Raw genomic sequence first — 15739 nt, forward strand, 5'->3', positions numbered from 1 at the left:
TGATGTTATTTTTAGCTTGGATTGGATTGAGTCTAACGCAATTTTTCCTCAAAGCGAAAAAAAGCCCAAAGGATTTTTATATCACTTAGGGCGTTGATCAGCGTGTTTATTTGACGGTTTTGCTTAAAATATACATCGATTCAAAATCGCCCGTGATTTTTTCACCAAAGCTATCCAAGGCATAGACTTTGTTTTCAGCGATAAAATATTGGCGTGCATCTGCTTTTTTGTCTAAGACGATGATGGAGGTGTTGCGATTATCAAAGTTAAACGTGCCGTTGGTAACATAGCTGGCTCCTTCGCCTTTGCCTCGTCCAAGATAGGTCTCTGCGATACGATAGGTTTTGTTGCTGTTCAGCGTGAGTTCGGTGCGGATCCCATTGCAGTCTGCACAGGGTAAGGTGCCCTCGTAGGTGCCATTCCAGTCGAGCGAATTTTCTGCACTATGCGCTGGGTCAGGATGATTAGTGCCCGATGGTGTGCTTTGTTGTGCGGTTTGTTGAGCCGTGCTTTGCGCTTCTGTATTTTGATCGGCGCTGTCAGGTTTGCTACATGCACTGAGCAACAGGCTGGCGAAGGTCAAGCTGAGTAATACTTTTTTCATCATTTTGCTACCGAAAAATCAATCTGCCTAATGTATGTGAAGCGCCCAATAATGAAAAGTAAAAATATGTCATGGATCAAAATTCTGTAAAAAAATCATCATGAAATAAAGCGTTTGCATAGCATCAGTCCTTGCAAAATTCACATATTTGTAGGTACATAATGTTAAGATGAGACAATCTGATGTGTTGATCGATGGGGTATGTTGTTGTGAAATCTGCCAAAAATAAGCTGAATGCGGGTGTGCTGGTTGCCATTATTATTGCAATATTTGCTGCCAATCAATGGTTTAATCAAGATGAAAAATCATCCAAGCATGGCAATTTAAAGTCGGCGATTGCTGAAGATAATGCATCTGCATCACAAAGTAGTCATGTAAACAACCCAAACAATCAGCATCAAAGCCAACCTGATCATGTCGACACATTGCATGGGGTAGACGTGATTCGTCAAGCCTACGACCAACAGCAACATGATGTGCAAATCCAAGCGTCAGGCACGGTCAAAGCGATTTTGCCAGATGACAATAATGGCTCTCGACATCAACGCTTTATTTTGGATTTGGGCAATGGCTTAACTGTGTTGGTGGCGCATAATATTGATATTTCAGAGAAAATTCGAAATTTGGAAAAAGGCGATACGGTTGAATTTTATGGTGAATATGAGTATAACCAGCAAGGTGGCGTGATACATTGGACGCACCATGATCCACAAGGACGCCACATTGACGGTTGGCTAAAACATCAGGGTAAAACCTATCAATAACGCTTCGCATTTGGCTTAGGGTGAATCATATGTGAAAGGTCAGTGCCGTATTATCCAGCAGTTAAACGGTCACATCGGAAAGTCGGCGTGGTTTTTGCACTGTTATCGGGACATGACTTTTAAGATGCTGTTTTTTACCCCGAATGAACCAATCTATCCAACTCAATGCGCATCCAATCGCACAAAAATGGTTTGCCAAACTTGAGCTGAAATATGGTGTTGATCAAAATCGAACGATTTTGGTGCATCGAAAGCATTTTGGTCCTATTCGGGTGCAAAAAATGTTGTGGCCCGAAAAAACAGGTGTTTGCCATACCATTTTGGTGCATCCGCCAGCAGGGATTGCAGGTGGCGATCACCTAAGTTTTGATGTAGAGGTCGAAGCAAAAGCACATGCTTTGATCACTACGCCTGGCGCAGGGAAATGGTACAAAACCAATCAGAAACAGGCACATCAGCATATACATCTTACGGTCAAAGATGATGGCATCTTGGAGTGGTTACCGCAAGAAACCATGCTCTTTGATGGGGCGAATGCACAATCGGAAACCCACATTCAGTTGGATGACGTTTCCTGTTTTATCGGCTGGGATATGCTGGTGATTGGACGCCAAGCTCGTGCGGAAACATTTCAGACGGGACATTATCATAATCAATTTCGACTCCATCAAAATGGCGCGTTGCTGATCGCAGATACCTTGTCTTTTCATGGCAAAGATCGATTTTTAACATCGTGTCTGGGCATGGCGGGACATGCGGTGATGGGGAGTTTTTGGGCAGTAGCGCCATCGCAGAATCGCTCGACCACAGTGCTGGAATCCCAGATTGATTTGATTCGGGAGCTCATCATGCGTATGGACTTTAATGTCACCTTAACCTTGGTCAATGGAGTGATTTGTGCACGTTATCTCGGTGATGATGTACGGCAATGTCACGATGCTTTTGCGGCGATTCGAGCCAGGTTGCGTCATTATTGGTTGAATCTGGATGAAGCATTTCCACGAATTTGGCGAACATAGAAATACAAGAGGAATAAAGTATGGAACTCAATCCCACTGAAAAAGACAAATTATTGATTTTCACCGCAGGGCTGGTAGCTGAACGGCGTAAAGCTCGAGGGCTCAAGCTCAATTATCCTGAAGCAATGGCATATATCTCTGCGGCGTTATTGGAAGGTGCCCGTGATGGCATGAGTGTTGCTGATTTGATGCACTTTGGCACCACCTTGCTCAAGCGTGACGATGTGATGGACGGTGTGCCTGAAATGATCGCCGAAGTGCAAGTGGAAGCGACATTTCCAGATGGCTCCAAGTTGGTCACTGTCCATCAACCGATTGTTTAACAGGAGAGAAACGATGATTCCTGGAGAAGTATTGACCTCAGGCGCAGATATTGAACTGAATGTCGGACGTGAAACGCTCAAGATTCGAGTGGCAAATACAGGCGATCGTCCGATCCAAGTGGGTTCGCACTTCCACTTTGCCGAAGCCAACGATGCCTTAGATTTTGATCGTCAATTGGCACGAGGCTTTCGACTGAATATCGCCGCAGGCACAGCAGTACGTTTTGAACCGGGTCAGAGCCGTGATGTGGAGCTGGTTGCACTGGCTGGGAAGCGTGAGGTGTATGGGTTTGCAGGGCGAGTGATGGGCAAACTGGATGAATTCTAGTATAGGAAAATTTTGAATTTCCCAAGCAAAATAATGTAATGCACGCTGATCACAGATCAATTGTTTAAAAATATGCTTTAAGGATCAACCTCATGAAAATGTCACGACAAGCCTATGCGGAAATGTTTGGTGCCACAGTGGGCGACCGAGTTCGTTTGGCAGATACCGAGCTGTTTCTCCAAGTCGAGCAAGACTTGACCACCTATGGTGAAGAGGTGAAATTCGGTGGGGGGAAAGTCATTCGTGATGGCATGGGACAATCGCAATTACTTGCCGATGAAGTCGCTGATACGGTGATTACCAATGCTTTGATCGTCGATTGGTGGGGTATCGTCAAAGCCGATGTGGGATTGAAAAATGGTCGAATCTGGAAAATTGGTAAAGCAGGCAATCCAGATATTCAGCCTAATATTAGCATTCCACTCGGTGCAGCGACAGAAGTGATTGCAGGAGAAGGGCAGATTCTCACCGCAGGTGGAATTGATACGCATATTCACTGGATTTGTCCGCAACAGGTTGAAACCGCATTGATGAGTGGTGTGACCACCATGATCGGCGGTGGCACAGGGCCTGCAGCGGGGACTTCCGCAACCACGGTGACTCCAGGGCCGTGGCATATTGGCACGATGTTGCAAGCCATTGATGATTTACCGATGAATATTGGATTACTTGGTAAAGGTAATCTGAGTTTACCTGAGCCAATCGCTGAGCAGATTAAAGCGGGTGTTGTGGGCTTAAAACTGCATGAAGATTGGGGTTCAACCCCTGCGGCGATTGATAATTGCTTGAGCGTGGCAGATCAATATGATGTGCAAGTGGCGATTCATACTGATACCTTAAATGAAGGTGGATTTTTAGAAGAAACTTTGGCGGCATTTAAAAATCGTACCATTCACACCTACCATACCGAAGGTGCAGGTGGCGGTCATGCGCCTGATATTCTCAAGGCGATTGGTCAGCCAAATGTATTGCCGTCATCGACCAATCCGACCCGACCATATACCATCAACACTATTGACGAACATCTCGATATGCTGATGGTGTGTCATCATCTCGATCCTGCGATTGCCGAAGATGTGGCATTTGCGGAAAGTCGTATCCGCCGAGAAACTATTGCCGCCGAAGACATTTTGCAAGACATGGGCGCAATCGCCATGATGTCGTCAGATTCGCAAGCGATGGGGCGTGTTGGTGAAGTGATCATTCGTACTTGGCAGACGGCGCACAAGATGAAAGTGCAACGTGGAGCTTTGGCGGGTGGCAATGATTCAAATGATAACCCACATGACAATCAGCGTATCAAACGCTATATCGCCAAATACACCATTAATCCTGCGATTACACATGGTCTGAGTCATGAAGTCGGCTCGGTTGAAGAAGGTAAACTTGCTGATTTGGTGTTGTGGAAGCCTGCATTTTTTGGGGTGAAACCGTCGATGATTATCAAAGGTGGCATGATCGCCGCTGCACCGATGGGTGATATTAATGCCTCGATTCCTACGCCACAGCCTGTGCATTATCGTCCAATGTTTGGCGCGTTCCCTCGTGGTGTGCATCGCACCTGTATCACGTTCTTGTCGCAAGTGGCAATCGACAATGGCGTGGCACAGCAACTTGATCTCAAGAAAATGATCAGCCCATGTAAAAACACCCGTCACATCAGCAAATCAGACATGAAGCACAATGATTATTGTCCTGTGATGGAAGTTGACCCTGAAATCTATGAAGTGCGTGCCGATGGTGAGCATCTGACCTGTGAGCCAGCGGATGTGTTGCCGATGGCACAGCGGTATTTTTTGTTTTAGGGTTATCTATTACGAGATCACCTCACCCAACCCTCTCCTCAAGGAGAGGGCTTTAACAGCTCAGCATAAAATGCTTTGTTGCTCCTTCTCCCTTTGGGAGAAGGCTGGGATGAGGGTTTATAGAGATAAAAGCTATTTCTGATCTAATAGTCTGTTGAGCAAAGGGAAAATCCAACTAATGATCAAACCCATCGATCCACAGCTCATTATCTTTGCGAGAGAATTGCGGAAGAATACGACCGATGCCGAACAATTTTTGTGGCAGATTTTGAGGGCAAGACGATTTTCAGGCTATAAATTTCGTCGGCAACATCCAATTGCGCATTATATTGTTGATTTTTATTGTCATGAGTTGGGTTTAGTGATTGAGTTAGATGGCGGACAACATGCAAATGAGGAAAACCGAGTCTACGATGAACAACGTTCAGCATGTCTGAATACGCTTGGATTAAGGGTTATTCGATATTGGAATCATGATGTGTTGAACGAATCCGAAGCTGTATTAACCCATTTGTGGCAAAGTATACAGCAAATGAATTCTGCGAAAATGAGTGGCTCGATGCAAGATTTGCAAGACTGAATGAACGTTAAATTGTGAATCTAAAAGCGTGAAAGCCAAATTGTAAAAGTTAAATTGTAAAAATGAGCTAAACCATGAAAATCTATACCCAACGTCTTGAACAGATCAGCACCGAGCAAATTTTTGACACGGTCGAGCTGACCTTCGACACACGACAGAAATCCCGCTTTCGTGCAACATTATCCAATGGTACGGACATTGGTGCAGACTTACCGCGTACAGGGATTTTGCGAAGTGGCGCATACATTGCCACAATCGATGGTGATGTATTGCGTATCGATGCCAAGCCAGAACGACTGATGCAAGTCACCGCACTGAGTGATTTTGAACTCCTTAAAGCTGCTTATCATCTCGGCAATCGTCATGTGCCATTGATGCTTACACCTAATGCGCTGTACTTTGAGCCTGATCATGTCCTCGCAGAAATGGTGATTGGTTTGGGCTTGACGGTGCACGAAGTCGAGCATCCTTTCGAACCTGAAAGCGGGGCGTATGCGCAGCACGGTCATGAACATCGTCATGACAATCGTCTGAGTCCGATTAAGTCACTGCATCATGTCCACTAACGCTCAGCAATTGCTCAAGCTGTTGACATTGTCCTCGACGGCTTTGCCTGTCGGTGCATATTGCTATTCGCAAGGTGTGGAAACAGCGATTGAGCTTGGGCTGATCCATGATGAAGCATCGAGCATGGCTTATTTTGAAGAAGTGTTAGAAATGCTATTGCTTCGATTCGAGTTGCCGATTTTAAGGCGCTTAACGCAGGCTTATGACGATGAGGATGAATTTTTAAAATTTGCGCATCTGTATAAAGCCAGTCGAGAAAGCAAAGAGCTTTTGGCAGAGTCACAGCAGTTGGCATTTTCTTTGAATGCATGGATTCGAGATGTGTTAAAACAGCCCGTCACGGTAAAAAAGCAATTTGGTTTTGTGCCTGTTTATGCACAGCTTTGTGGTCGTTTACAGCTTGATGTGAATGATGTGTTGACTGCTTATACCTTTACCGTACTGGAAAATCAGGTCTTGGCAGCGGTGAAAACCGTACCACTTGGGCAGATGAGCGGACAGCGTATTTTGTGGCATCTGCATCAGTTGGTGCCTGATCTGGTGCAACGTGCGATGCAGATCGAAGATGACGAAATGAGCAGTGCTTTGCCGTGCTATGCCATGCTCAGCATGCGCCACGAAACGCAGTATTCACGCTTATTCCGTTCTTAATTGGCGTGTAAATGATTGATGTGTAATGAATTGCTGTGCGAAAAGTGCTATGTTAGCAATTGAAAATGAATTTTTGTAATGAAAAAGGAAATAAATATGTCAGAACGTAGCCCATTGCGTGTTGGTATTGGTGGTCCAGTTGGCTCAGGTAAAACTGCACTGACCTTGAATCTGTGCCGTGCCTTGCGTGAAAAGTATAATATGGCAGTGGTCACCAATGATATTTATACCAAAGAAGACTCCAATTTTTTGACCCGACATGAGGCGATGTCGCCTGAGCGCATTGTCGGTGTAGAAACAGGCGGTTGTCCGCATACTGCGATTCGTGAAGATGCCTCGATTAACCTTGCTGCGATTGATGATTTGTGTGAAAAGTTTGAAGGGTTAGAGCTGATTATCATCGAAAGTGGTGGAGATAATTTGGCAGCGACTTTTAGCCCTGAATTATCCGATCTGACGTTGTATGTGATCGATGTGGCAGGTGGTGAGAAGATTCCACGTAAGGGCGGACCTGGGATTACCAAGTCGGATTTGTTGATTATCAATAAAACTGATCTTGCGCCGATGGTGGGCGCCAATCTTGAGGTGATGGATCAAGATGCCAAACGCATGCGTGGCGATCGTCCATTTATTTTTAGTAACATGAAAACAGAAGATGGCTTGCAAGAGATCATTTCGTTTATCGAAAAACAAGGTTTATTTCAGGCTTAGGAGCATACTCGATGAAAATTCAACGCACTAAAAACATCTACGCGAATCGTCTGATCGCTTTGATTTTGGCGAGTACACCTGTGTTGGCAATGGCGCATCCAGGACATGAGCATGGCACGTCGGGTTTTGTTGCAGGTTTTGTGCATCCCTTTACTGGGCTTGATCATTTGGTGATGGCGATTGCGCTGGGTGTCCTCTTTGCCAAATTTGCACAGCGCTGGAAAGTGGCTGGGATGCTGAGTTTTGCCTTGGCGTTGATCTTTGGTTTTGTCTTGGGGATGCAAGGGATTTTTGCCAATATTGCAGAATACGGCATCGTTGCATCACTTGCGGTGCTTGCCGTGGCATTGCTCGCTCGTCAAGGCAGTGTATTGGCAGTTGCATCGATTGCCTTGACCTTTTTCCACGGTGCTGCGCATGGTGTGGAGCTGGCACATGCAGGGCATGCGGCATTGGTCATCACAGGCATGGTGCTGGCAATGGCGCTCATCTATGCATTCGGTCTTGGTTTGGGTGAGGTGATTCGCCGTTATGTGCCTCATGGTGACAAGATCGTAGCAGCATGTGCGGCGGTGGTTGCGGCGATCAGCTTGGCTTAAATTGATCGGTCGGCTTGGATTAGATTGGATCAGATTTGCTCGGCATAGCAATGCGCAAACGTTTAATTTTGTGACAATTTATCTTGCATAAAAGGGTAGCTAAGGCTACCTTTTTTGGATGTGATGGCTTAGGCTAAATAAGAAAATCATTGAATGTATATCACAAAGGATCATGTGACTTTTAATTTTACTCATCTCGATATTTTGGCAACGCCAAGCATTAGCGTTTTGAAAAAGCGAAAGCAATCTCAGCGGTCTAAAGCACTTGGTTATTCCTTGTTGTTTTTAACCGTGTTGCTGTCATGTTTGGCTACGGCATATGCGGAGAGTGTGCCACAATTTTTTGCGCCATTAACCACATCATCTCACAGCAATAGCAAAAACAGCATCAAAATGGATACCGCATCAGACCAGTTTGAAAACTCAATGTATCTGGAAAAAAATCAACGCTACGCAGGTGAAGATCAGCCGATCATTGAAGAAAGTCGTTTGGATAATTCATTTTATCAGGATGATGGTATTCGGATTTATAACAATACGTGGTACAGCATGGATGATCTCAGTGAAGCGTATAAAAATGCACAAACCAGCCAAGTGACCATGTCGGATTTATCGATTTCGCTGGGCTATGGGATGGAATTTGACGTGAAGCAAAATCAATCGGTCGGCTATGAATATACTTCATCGTTTCCACATGATCGTGGGCAAGCGGTGCGGGTATTTTGGAAAGTGGCTTTTTAAACAATGCAGTTTAAATGATGTAATTTAAACGATGTGATTTAAACGGTGCGATTTAGAACCAGTCATATTGAATGAAGCGATTTTGCATCATTTCAATAATTGGCAATTTTTGCAAATTAGGCGAATTAGGCGAATTTGTTTACACTGTTCACACGGATCAATATTACGCCAAAAATATGTCAGTCTTTTTTACCGTTCGTCGTTGGGTGTATCTCAATTTACACGATGATAATTATCGTAGCTTTCTCAGTACCTGTATCAATTATTTTTTGATCACGCTGATCGTTGCCAATGTCGGCGCAGTGATTTTAGAGTCGGTACAACCACTGTATAAAGAACATCAGTTCTGGTTTAACTTATTTGAAAATATTTCCATCACGGTCTTTACCTTGGAATATTTACTGCGGTTTTGGAGTGTCGTCGAGAAAGATCGAAGTCGCTCAGAATGGGCAGTGCGCTGGCAGTGGGTGCGTAGTGGCGGGGCAATTATTGATTTGTTGGCGATATTACCTGCGTTCTTGAATTTCTTCGTGCACGTTGATCTGCGGGTGCTACGGATATTCCGTTTATTGCGATTATTAAAATTGACCCGTTATTTTGTTTCACTACAAATGTTATTGCGGGTGATTCAGCGAGAACGTGGCGCATTTCAAGCGGTCGTGTTTATTCTCTCAATCATGATTGTGATGGCGGCTTCAGGTATTTATATCGTTGAAAATAAAGCACAACCAGAAGCTTTTAGCTCGATCCCAAAAGCAATGTGGTGGGCGGTGGTGACCTTGACCACGGTCGGCTATGGTGATGTCACGCCGATCACGCCAATGGGGAAATTCTTAGGTGCATTGATCACGATTTTGGGGGTCGGTATTGCGGCATTGCCAGCGGGTATTTTGGCATCGGGTTTGGCGAATGAGTTGAATCAGCGCAATCAACGCCTTGAGCTTGAATTTTTGGAAATGCTGCAACAACAAGGGTTGGATATTTTTAATGATCAAGATGAGTTGGAAAAATTACGGCAACGTGTGGGACTCACCAAAGAGCAGATGCATGATGTGATTATCCAGTTGATGCGAGAGCGCCAATATGCTGATCATCAAGGCATCACCTGTCCACATTGTGGTAAGGGCATTAGTATTCAAAAAGATGATCGTGATGAATAGTCCAAACCATTGAGTGAATGCACGGCGTAAGTTTTCACGTGTTAAACTGGCGCTTAGATTTCAAATGAAATACAGCAAGAATCTGAAATTATGAGTTTGAAATCATTCTTGCTGTATGTTTTTTAGCGGCAGCTAAAGTTTTCAGCGAGCTCACTATCACCATCACCATTATAACGAGTCACTAAAGGATAAGGGCAGAGTGGGCGAGTACGATTTGCAGACCAGTCACCTGGCAGTTCGGTATTGACTTGACCACTGGCATTGCCAATGCCACGAGCTGTTGCAATGATTTGATCTGGTGCTTTTCCATACTCTACCCAGTTGACCAAAGCAGTCAGTGCATCGAATTGATCTGTTGCGATACCACCACGAGAGTGATTCATACCGGGCACACGGAAGAATCGGACAAAACTTTGTGCATCGACATTCGCTTGCTCTTGGTAGCGCTGTAAAACGTTGTCATACCAATTTTGCGTATCGTCTACAGAAAATACGCCATCAGCATTACCTTGTACAACGATCATTTTCCCGCCATGTTGGTGCAATTTATCCAGATTTAATTCGTCAGGTGGAATCATGAATGACATTGCACTTTCGGTATAGGTATTGTTGGTCGCCGATAGTTTGAGGTAATCCGTGTCAAAATTATAATTAAATGCAAATTGTCGAGAGTTTTCAGTCACACTGGCATCTGGCGGAACTTGAAAGATGATCCCTACCGCAACAGGGTCACGTGCTGTACCAACTGAAGATGAAAACTTCCAGCTTGCCCAATTACTACCGACAAGTCCAGGATCAAAAGGCTGGGTTGCGTACAATGCTTCACCCGCTGAATTGACAGGGCCTCGATAAATATTGGCGACCACATCAAGCTGGTCTGCGGATAGACAGCTACCATCACGTTCAGCGCTACAAACTGGTACATCTGTTTTGATATTAAATGCACTACGACAACTTTCTACATCTTGCACTAATCCATCTACAATACCATCCAAGGCATCACATTTGTCCAAAATCGCTTGCGCAAGGACTTGACGTTCGGGAATGGTGAGCGCAGTGCTCAAGTCATTTTCATCGGTCGCAACGCGGCGCAGTTGCTGTGCAGTATAGAGCTGCGCAGCAGCAGCTTTAGGTAGATGAAATCCTGGTGTGCTTGCCAAAATACCATCATATTCATCACCCAAACGTGTGGCTGCCATCATGGCATGTCGTCCACCATTGGATGTGCCACCTGCATATGAGCGATCAGGTAATTTACCATAGGCACGCTGAATCAGATGTTTAGCCATCGGCGTGAGTTTACTGATTGCACCATAACCATAATCAATACGTGCCTGTGGGTCGAGTCCAAAGAGTGGATTTTGTGTCGCATTATGACCCGCATCCGATGAAATTACTGCAAAACCTTGGTGGAGGGCATTGGTCAATGGTCCACCGCTACCGACTTGACCCGTTGCTGTTGCGATATTGCCATCTGTACCGCCATTGCCTTGATACAAAAAGCGTCCATTCCAATCCACTGGTAAGCGCATTTCAAAGCCAATTTGATAGCTTTGTCCGTCTACAGGACTGACCCGAGGGTGCATATATCCTGTAATCAAACAATGTGCGGCAATATCTTGTCCTGCAACTTGCAATGTACCAGCCGCTTGTAAAGTGGCTGCACTGATCGTAGTTTGATCAAAACTAAAATCTAATAAATCCGAACAATCACCTTGCAATGTCGTGCCAACAGCAGGGCTTAATTGCGGAATTTGGTGATCTGATCCAGTGGAGGATTGATCATCATGATCATTGTCTCCACATGCTATTAAACTCATACACAGCGCAGCAAGGCTCAGTGATTTTAACCAGTGATTTTGATAAATCGATGTCATCATAGTCGACGATCCCTATCTGTTTGAAAAATAATCTATCCTGATACAAGTCGATAAGTGCGGTGAAATACAAAAAAGTACAGCGCATGAGAGCAGAGCTTCTGAGCAGTGTGTTGGCGTATTGATGTGCAAAGGTCTTGCTTGAACAATGATTACAATGTGCTATGCGATCAATAGTCTCTTTGTTCGTTCTGCAACTTATCGAGGATTAAAATAATGCAAGCTAGGCTGATATACAAGTGTTATTTTTTAATCAAACTGTCTAGTTTGTATTTTGGTAAGATTTTTAATTATTCTTTCGTATTTTTTTAAATGCATGAAACTATTTAAGTTTATATTTGAATTTTATTTTTTTGAAAGATAGAGTTAAATTTGTTTTACATTTATCCTGAGTTGTGTTGTTCGTTGTGCTGATATTTTGTTGATGTTGTACAGAACATGTATGTGTTGCAAAGCACTTTTGTCATTAGTGCTGTTGCAAATCGTCCAAGATGGCACATTCTGGTTGATCATTGCCCTGACATTTTTGAATAATGCTATTCAGGTGAGTGACTAACTGTTGCATTTGCGTGATTTTAGCTTCTAATTCATCGACATGATGTTGTGCCAATGCTTTGACATCGGCACTGTTACGATCTGGATTATTTTGCAATTCAAGCAAGAGTTTGATTTGTTCAAGACTAAAGCCCAGATTTCGGGACTGATGAATAAACTGCAACCGTTCGATGTCATGCGGATTAAACACCCGATAACCTGCATCGGTGCGCAAGACCTGTGGAATCAAGCCGATGTCTTCGTAGTAACGAATCATCTTTGCGGAGATACCCGTTTGTTTGGCGGCTTGGCTGATATTCATGATTTAAACCCCTCATCCCAACCTTCTCCCAAAGGGAGAAGGAGTCACTGCATCTACACTACATATCACAATGAAACGTTTCCAAAAAAAGACAGTCGCATATTATTGATGAATACAAAATCTATTTTAGCTTAACTTTTCGAAGGAAATGTTTTCAGACTTTTCCTATAGATTGAAAGCGTTTAAGGCGTAAGGCATTGCTCACGACAAACACCGATGACAGCGCCATCGCAAAAGCCGCAAACATCGGTGAAAGTAGCATGCCATTCAACGGGTAGAGCACACCCGCTGCAACTGGAATTAACGCCACATTGTAAACAAATGCCCAAAATAGATTCTGCTGAATGTTGCGAATCGTGGCACGAGAGAGCGCAATGCAATCCACTACACTGCTCACATGTCCATTCATCAATACTACATCAGCAGTTTCAATCGCAATATCCGTACCTGTACCCATGGCAATACCAAGATCGGCGTGCGCAAGCGCAGGGGCATCATTGATGCCATCACCGACAAAGGCGACTTTGCCATATCTGGCTTGTAATGCGTTGATGGCTTCAACCTTTTGCTCAGGCTTGACATTGGCAATGACTTGATCAACACCGAGAGATTGTCCGATGACTTGCGCCGTTTTTTGTTGATCACCGCTGACCATCGCCACATAAAATTTCTCTTGATGCAAAGCGTTAATTGCGGAATGTGCATCGGCTTTGGCTTCATCAGCAACCGCAATCACCGCAAAGATTTGCTCATCGACACTGAGGTAAAATGTGGTTTTTGCTTCACTGGTCAATTCTTCAAAATAAGGCTGTAATGCAGTGGTGGAAAAGCCCAATTGCTTCATCCATGAGTCCGAGCCAATGCGTATCGTTTTGCCATCAATCTGTGCTTGTACACCTAAACCAACATGCGCTTGAAAATCAGTGATTGGCAATAGCGGTAATTCACGGATTTTTGCGTTCTCAACAATGGCTTTGGCAATCGGATGCTCTGATGCGGACTCAAGCGATGCAGCGTATTGTCGAATCAGATCCACATCATGGTTTTCTTTAACATCATTTTCTTTCACATCAGGCGCAAGCAACAAATCCGTTAAAATCGGATGACCATTGGTTAAAGTCCCAGTTTTATCAAAAGCAACTGCCTGAATATCCTTTGCCGACTGTAAGGATTGCACATCACGGAACAAAATCCCCAATTCGGCGGCACGCCCTGTACCGACCATGATCGACATCGGTGTCGCCAAACCCATCGCACACGGACAGGCGATGATGAGCACTGATACCGAATTAATCAAGGCAAAACTCAATCCTTGCTCAGAAAATAGCATCCAAGCGAGAAAGGTCAGTACAGCGATCACTAGAATGGTCGGGACAAACCACATGGTGATCTTATCGACCAGATTCTGAATCGGTAATTTACTGGACTGCGCATTTTCCACCAATTGAATTATTTTGGCTAAAGTCGTGTCACCGCCCACAGCAAGGACTTGAACAATGAGCTGACCTTGCTGATTGAGCGTACCACCAATCACTTGATCATCAACAGTTTTTTGCACAGCCATTGATTCGCCCGTAATCATCGACTCATCCACATAGCTTTGACCCTCAAGCACGATACCATCAAAAGGCACGCTTTCTGAGGGTTTAATCATCACAACGTCATTACTTTGTATGCTATTAATATCGACATCAATAAATTGCCCATCACGTTTGACGTGCGCCACTTTCGGTTGTAATTGCATCAGTTTTTCAATGGCTTGCGAGGTTTGACCTTTGGCTTTGGCTTCCAGATAACGACCTAAAAGAATCAAGACAATAATCACCACCACGGATTCATAGTACACCGCAAGATTGGCTTCAGGCAGAAACTGTGGCAGGAAAGTTGCTACGATCGAATAACTATATGCCGCCAAAGAACCAACAGCGACCAAAGTATTCATATCGGGTGCACCACGAAACAATGCAGGAATACCGTGCGTATAAAACTGCCGTCCCGAAAAAATCAACACCAACGTGGCAAGGATAAATTGCAAATACCAGCTATTTTGCATGCCGATACTGGAAGCAATCCAGTGATGCAAAGCAGGAATAAAATGGCTTCCCATCTCCAATACAAATACAGGTAACGCCAAGACGATTGCCACAATTAATTTTTTAAATAATTCATCGGCTTCGAGCTGACGGCGTTCGCTATAACTTTTTTGAGGTGCTTGCGTTGTATTAATATTTAACGACTCGTTTTGTTGTTGTATAACACTTGCGTGATAGCCAACTTGTTCGACCTGCGCGATCAGTTGATCTGTATCAACCATTGAAGTGTGATGAATGTTTGCCATTTCCGTCGCAAGGTTGACATTGGCATCAGTGACATCATCTATCTTTTTTAATGCACGTTCGACTCGACCGACACAAGAGGCACAGCTCATCCCGTCGATACGCAATACTGTATGCACATCATCTTTTACAAATGCTTTGACTTGCTGTGAATCTTGATGCAATTTCGCCTGATAGCCTGCTTTTTCGATGGCTTGGGTGATCGAAGTGCTTAATTCAGCATCAGCAGTCGCATCGTTAATTTGTATTGAGGCACGTTCGGTTGCAAGATTGACACTAACACTTTCAACACCATCAACTTTGGCAATCGCTCGTTCGACACGACCCACACATGAGGCACAGCTCATGCCTTCTACATCAAAGTTAAGCGTTTTTTGTTGCTTATTTATGGCTTGTTGATTCATGGTTGAGCACCATTCTTGAAATGATTTAATACTATTTTCAACCTTACCATGATGGTAAAGTCAAGTGATACAGTTTTATGGCTTGAATAATGAGTTTTTAGTATGTGTGATGGATTTATCTGCTTGACCTTACCATTGTGGGAAGCCTTAGCATTATAAATATTCAGAATATCTTTGGAGCAAAAAATGAAATTACATGTAGAGAATATGACTTGCGGACACTGTGAAAAAGCCATTAAACAGGCGATTTCAAGTGCAGATCATAATGCACAAGTCGTAGTGGATTTGACCACCAAGCAAGTCGATGTGGAAACTGCGCTGAGTCTTGAGCAAGTACAAAGCGTGTTAAAAGAAGAGGGTTATACAGCGACTGCGATTTAAATTTTTTCTGTAGTTAAATGTATTAGGGATGAA

17 protein-coding genes are annotated in these 15739 nt (G+C 44.1%); 13 read left to right on the forward strand and 4 right to left on the reverse strand.

The window, feature by feature from the left end; genetic code table 11:
• Window positions 1-106 precede the first annotated feature (106 nt).
• Window positions 107-604: a copper resistance protein NlpE gene (locus BLQ60_RS07945; protein ID WP_092618464.1), complete on the reverse strand. Its 498-nt coding sequence runs from the start codon at window positions 602-604 to the stop codon at window positions 107-109.
• Between the two features lie 194 nt (window positions 605-798).
• Here BLQ60_RS07945 and BLQ60_RS07950 point away from each other — a divergent pair, with 194 nt between their 5' ends.
• From BLQ60_RS07950 to BLQ60_RS08005, 12 genes are all read left to right on the forward strand, one after another.
• Entirely contained in the window at window positions 799-1368 is a 570-nt protein-coding gene (locus tag BLQ60_RS07950; protein ID WP_092618467.1) for a DUF3465 domain-containing protein, read from the forward strand.
• A gap of 143 nt (window positions 1369-1511) precedes the next feature.
• Complete coding sequence (locus BLQ60_RS07955) at window positions 1512-2387, forward strand: urease accessory protein UreD (RefSeq protein WP_092618470.1); 876 nt, start codon at window positions 1512-1514, stop codon at window positions 2385-2387.
• Window positions 2388-2407: 20 nt separating this feature from the next.
• Window positions 2408-2710: an urease subunit gamma gene (ureA, locus tag BLQ60_RS07960; RefSeq protein ID WP_092618472.1), complete on the forward strand. Its 303-nt coding sequence runs from the start codon at window positions 2408-2410 to the stop codon at window positions 2708-2710.
• 13 nt (window positions 2711-2723) lie between these two features.
• Window positions 2724-3038, forward strand: coding sequence for an urease subunit beta (locus tag BLQ60_RS07965; protein WP_092618475.1), 315 nt, complete (start codon window positions 2724-2726; stop codon window positions 3036-3038).
• Window positions 3039-3130: 92 nt separating this feature from the next.
• A complete protein-coding gene (gene ureC / locus BLQ60_RS07970) occupies window positions 3131-4843 on the forward strand; it encodes an urease subunit alpha (RefSeq protein WP_092618478.1) in 1713 nt (570 codons plus the stop codon).
• Window positions 4844-5021: 178 nt separating this feature from the next.
• Entirely contained in the window at window positions 5022-5423 is a 402-nt protein-coding gene (locus BLQ60_RS07975; RefSeq protein WP_092618481.1) for an endonuclease domain-containing protein, read from the forward strand.
• A 74-nt stretch (window positions 5424-5497) separates the two neighbouring features.
• A complete protein-coding gene (gene ureE, locus BLQ60_RS07980) occupies window positions 5498-5989 on the forward strand; it encodes an urease accessory protein UreE (RefSeq protein ID WP_092618484.1) in 492 nt (163 codons plus the stop codon).
• On the forward strand, window positions 5979-6641 hold the full coding sequence (locus tag BLQ60_RS07985) for an urease accessory protein UreF (RefSeq protein WP_092618487.1): 663 nt from the start codon (window positions 5979-5981) through the stop codon (window positions 6639-6641). Before ureE ends, BLQ60_RS07985 begins: the two co-directional genes overlap by 11 nt.
• A 96-nt stretch (window positions 6642-6737) precedes the next feature.
• Window positions 6738-7352 carry an urease accessory protein UreG gene (ureG, locus tag BLQ60_RS07990; protein ID WP_092618490.1) on the forward strand — a complete coding sequence of 205 codons (615 nt, stop codon included), beginning with the start codon at window positions 6738-6740 and terminating at the stop codon, window positions 7350-7352.
• 11 nt (window positions 7353-7363) lie between these two features.
• Window positions 7364-7951 (forward strand): HupE/UreJ family protein, encoded by a 588-nt coding sequence (locus BLQ60_RS07995; protein WP_092618493.1) that lies wholly within the window; start codon window positions 7364-7366, stop codon window positions 7949-7951.
• A gap of 153 nt (window positions 7952-8104) precedes the next feature.
• A complete protein-coding gene (locus tag BLQ60_RS08000) occupies window positions 8105-8692 on the forward strand; it encodes a hypothetical protein (protein ID WP_092618496.1) in 588 nt (195 codons plus the stop codon).
• 176 nt (window positions 8693-8868) lie between these two features.
• Window positions 8869-9852, forward strand: a complete 984-nt coding sequence (locus tag BLQ60_RS08005; RefSeq protein ID WP_092618499.1) for an ion transporter — start codon at window positions 8869-8871, stop codon at window positions 9850-9852.
• 122 nt (window positions 9853-9974) lie between these two features.
• Here BLQ60_RS08005 and BLQ60_RS08010 read toward each other — a convergent pair whose 3' ends face one another.
• The 3 genes from BLQ60_RS08010 to BLQ60_RS08020 all read right to left on the reverse strand — a co-directional run bounded on the left by BLQ60_RS08010 (window position 9975) and on the right by BLQ60_RS08020 (window position 15325).
• Entirely contained in the window at window positions 9975-11672 is a 1698-nt protein-coding gene (locus BLQ60_RS08010; protein WP_378235212.1) for a tannase/feruloyl esterase family alpha/beta hydrolase, read from the reverse strand.
• Between the two features lie 523 nt (window positions 11673-12195).
• Window positions 12196-12585, reverse strand: coding sequence for a Cu(I)-responsive transcriptional regulator (cueR, locus tag BLQ60_RS08015; protein WP_092618505.1), 390 nt, complete (start codon window positions 12583-12585; stop codon window positions 12196-12198).
• Between the two features lie 154 nt (window positions 12586-12739).
• Window positions 12740-15325 carry a heavy metal translocating P-type ATPase gene (locus BLQ60_RS08020; protein WP_092618509.1) on the reverse strand — a complete coding sequence of 862 codons (2586 nt, stop codon included), beginning with the start codon at window positions 15323-15325 and terminating at the stop codon, window positions 12740-12742.
• 186 nt (window positions 15326-15511) lie between these two features.
• Between BLQ60_RS08020 and BLQ60_RS08025 the strand changes: the two genes are divergently transcribed.
• Complete coding sequence (locus BLQ60_RS08025) at window positions 15512-15706, forward strand: heavy-metal-associated domain-containing protein (RefSeq protein WP_092618512.1); 195 nt, start codon at window positions 15512-15514, stop codon at window positions 15704-15706.
• Window positions 15707-15739 lie beyond the last annotated feature (33 nt).

It is taken from the genome of Acinetobacter marinus (genome assembly GCF_900096915.1).
Classification (GTDB): domain Bacteria; phylum Pseudomonadota; class Gammaproteobacteria; order Pseudomonadales; family Moraxellaceae; genus Acinetobacter; species Acinetobacter marinus.

Bases quoted from the DNA above. Each gene is read 5' to 3' on its own strand.
- BLQ60_RS07965 (WP_092618475.1), top strand. From the start codon at position 2,724: ATGATTCCTGGAGAAGTATTGACCTCAGGCGCAGATATTGAACTGAAT.
- ureC (WP_092618478.1), top strand. From the start codon at position 3,131: ATGAAAATGTCACGACAAGCCTATGCGGAAATGTTTGGTGCCACAGTG.
- BLQ60_RS08025 (WP_092618512.1), top strand. From the start codon at position 15,512: ATGAAATTACATGTAGAGAATATGACTTGCGGACACTGTGAAAAAGCC.
- BLQ60_RS08005 (WP_092618499.1), top strand. From the start codon at position 8,869: ATGTCAGTCTTTTTTACCGTTCGTCGTTGGGTGTATCTCAATTTACAC.
- BLQ60_RS08020 (WP_092618509.1), bottom strand. From the start codon at position 15,325: ATGAATCAACAAGCCATAAATAAGCAACAAAAAACGCTTAACTTTGAT.
- BLQ60_RS07950 (WP_092618467.1), top strand. From the start codon at position 799: ATGGGGTATGTTGTTGTGAAATCTGCCAAAAATAAGCTGAATGCGGGT.
- BLQ60_RS07955 (WP_092618470.1), top strand. From the start codon at position 1,512: ATGAACCAATCTATCCAACTCAATGCGCATCCAATCGCACAAAAATGG.
- BLQ60_RS07975 (WP_092618481.1), top strand. From the start codon at position 5,022: ATGATCAAACCCATCGATCCACAGCTCATTATCTTTGCGAGAGAATTG.
- BLQ60_RS08000 (WP_092618496.1), top strand. From the start codon at position 8,105: ATGTATATCACAAAGGATCATGTGACTTTTAATTTTACTCATCTCGAT.
- BLQ60_RS08010 (WP_378235212.1), bottom strand. From the start codon at position 11,672: ATGAGTTTAATAGCATGTGGAGACAATGATCATGATGATCAATCCTCC.
- cueR (WP_092618505.1), bottom strand. From the start codon at position 12,585: ATGAATATCAGCCAAGCCGCCAAACAAACGGGTATCTCCGCAAAGATG.
- ureG (WP_092618490.1), top strand. From the start codon at position 6,738: ATGTCAGAACGTAGCCCATTGCGTGTTGGTATTGGTGGTCCAGTTGGC.
- ureE (WP_092618484.1), top strand. From the start codon at position 5,498: ATGAAAATCTATACCCAACGTCTTGAACAGATCAGCACCGAGCAAATT.
- BLQ60_RS07995 (WP_092618493.1), top strand. From the start codon at position 7,364: ATGAAAATTCAACGCACTAAAAACATCTACGCGAATCGTCTGATCGCT.
- BLQ60_RS07985 (WP_092618487.1), top strand. From the start codon at position 5,979: ATGTCCACTAACGCTCAGCAATTGCTCAAGCTGTTGACATTGTCCTCG.
- ureA (WP_092618472.1), top strand. From the start codon at position 2,408: ATGGAACTCAATCCCACTGAAAAAGACAAATTATTGATTTTCACCGCA.
- BLQ60_RS07945 (WP_092618464.1), bottom strand. From the start codon at position 604: ATGAAAAAAGTATTACTCAGCTTGACCTTCGCCAGCCTGTTGCTCAGT.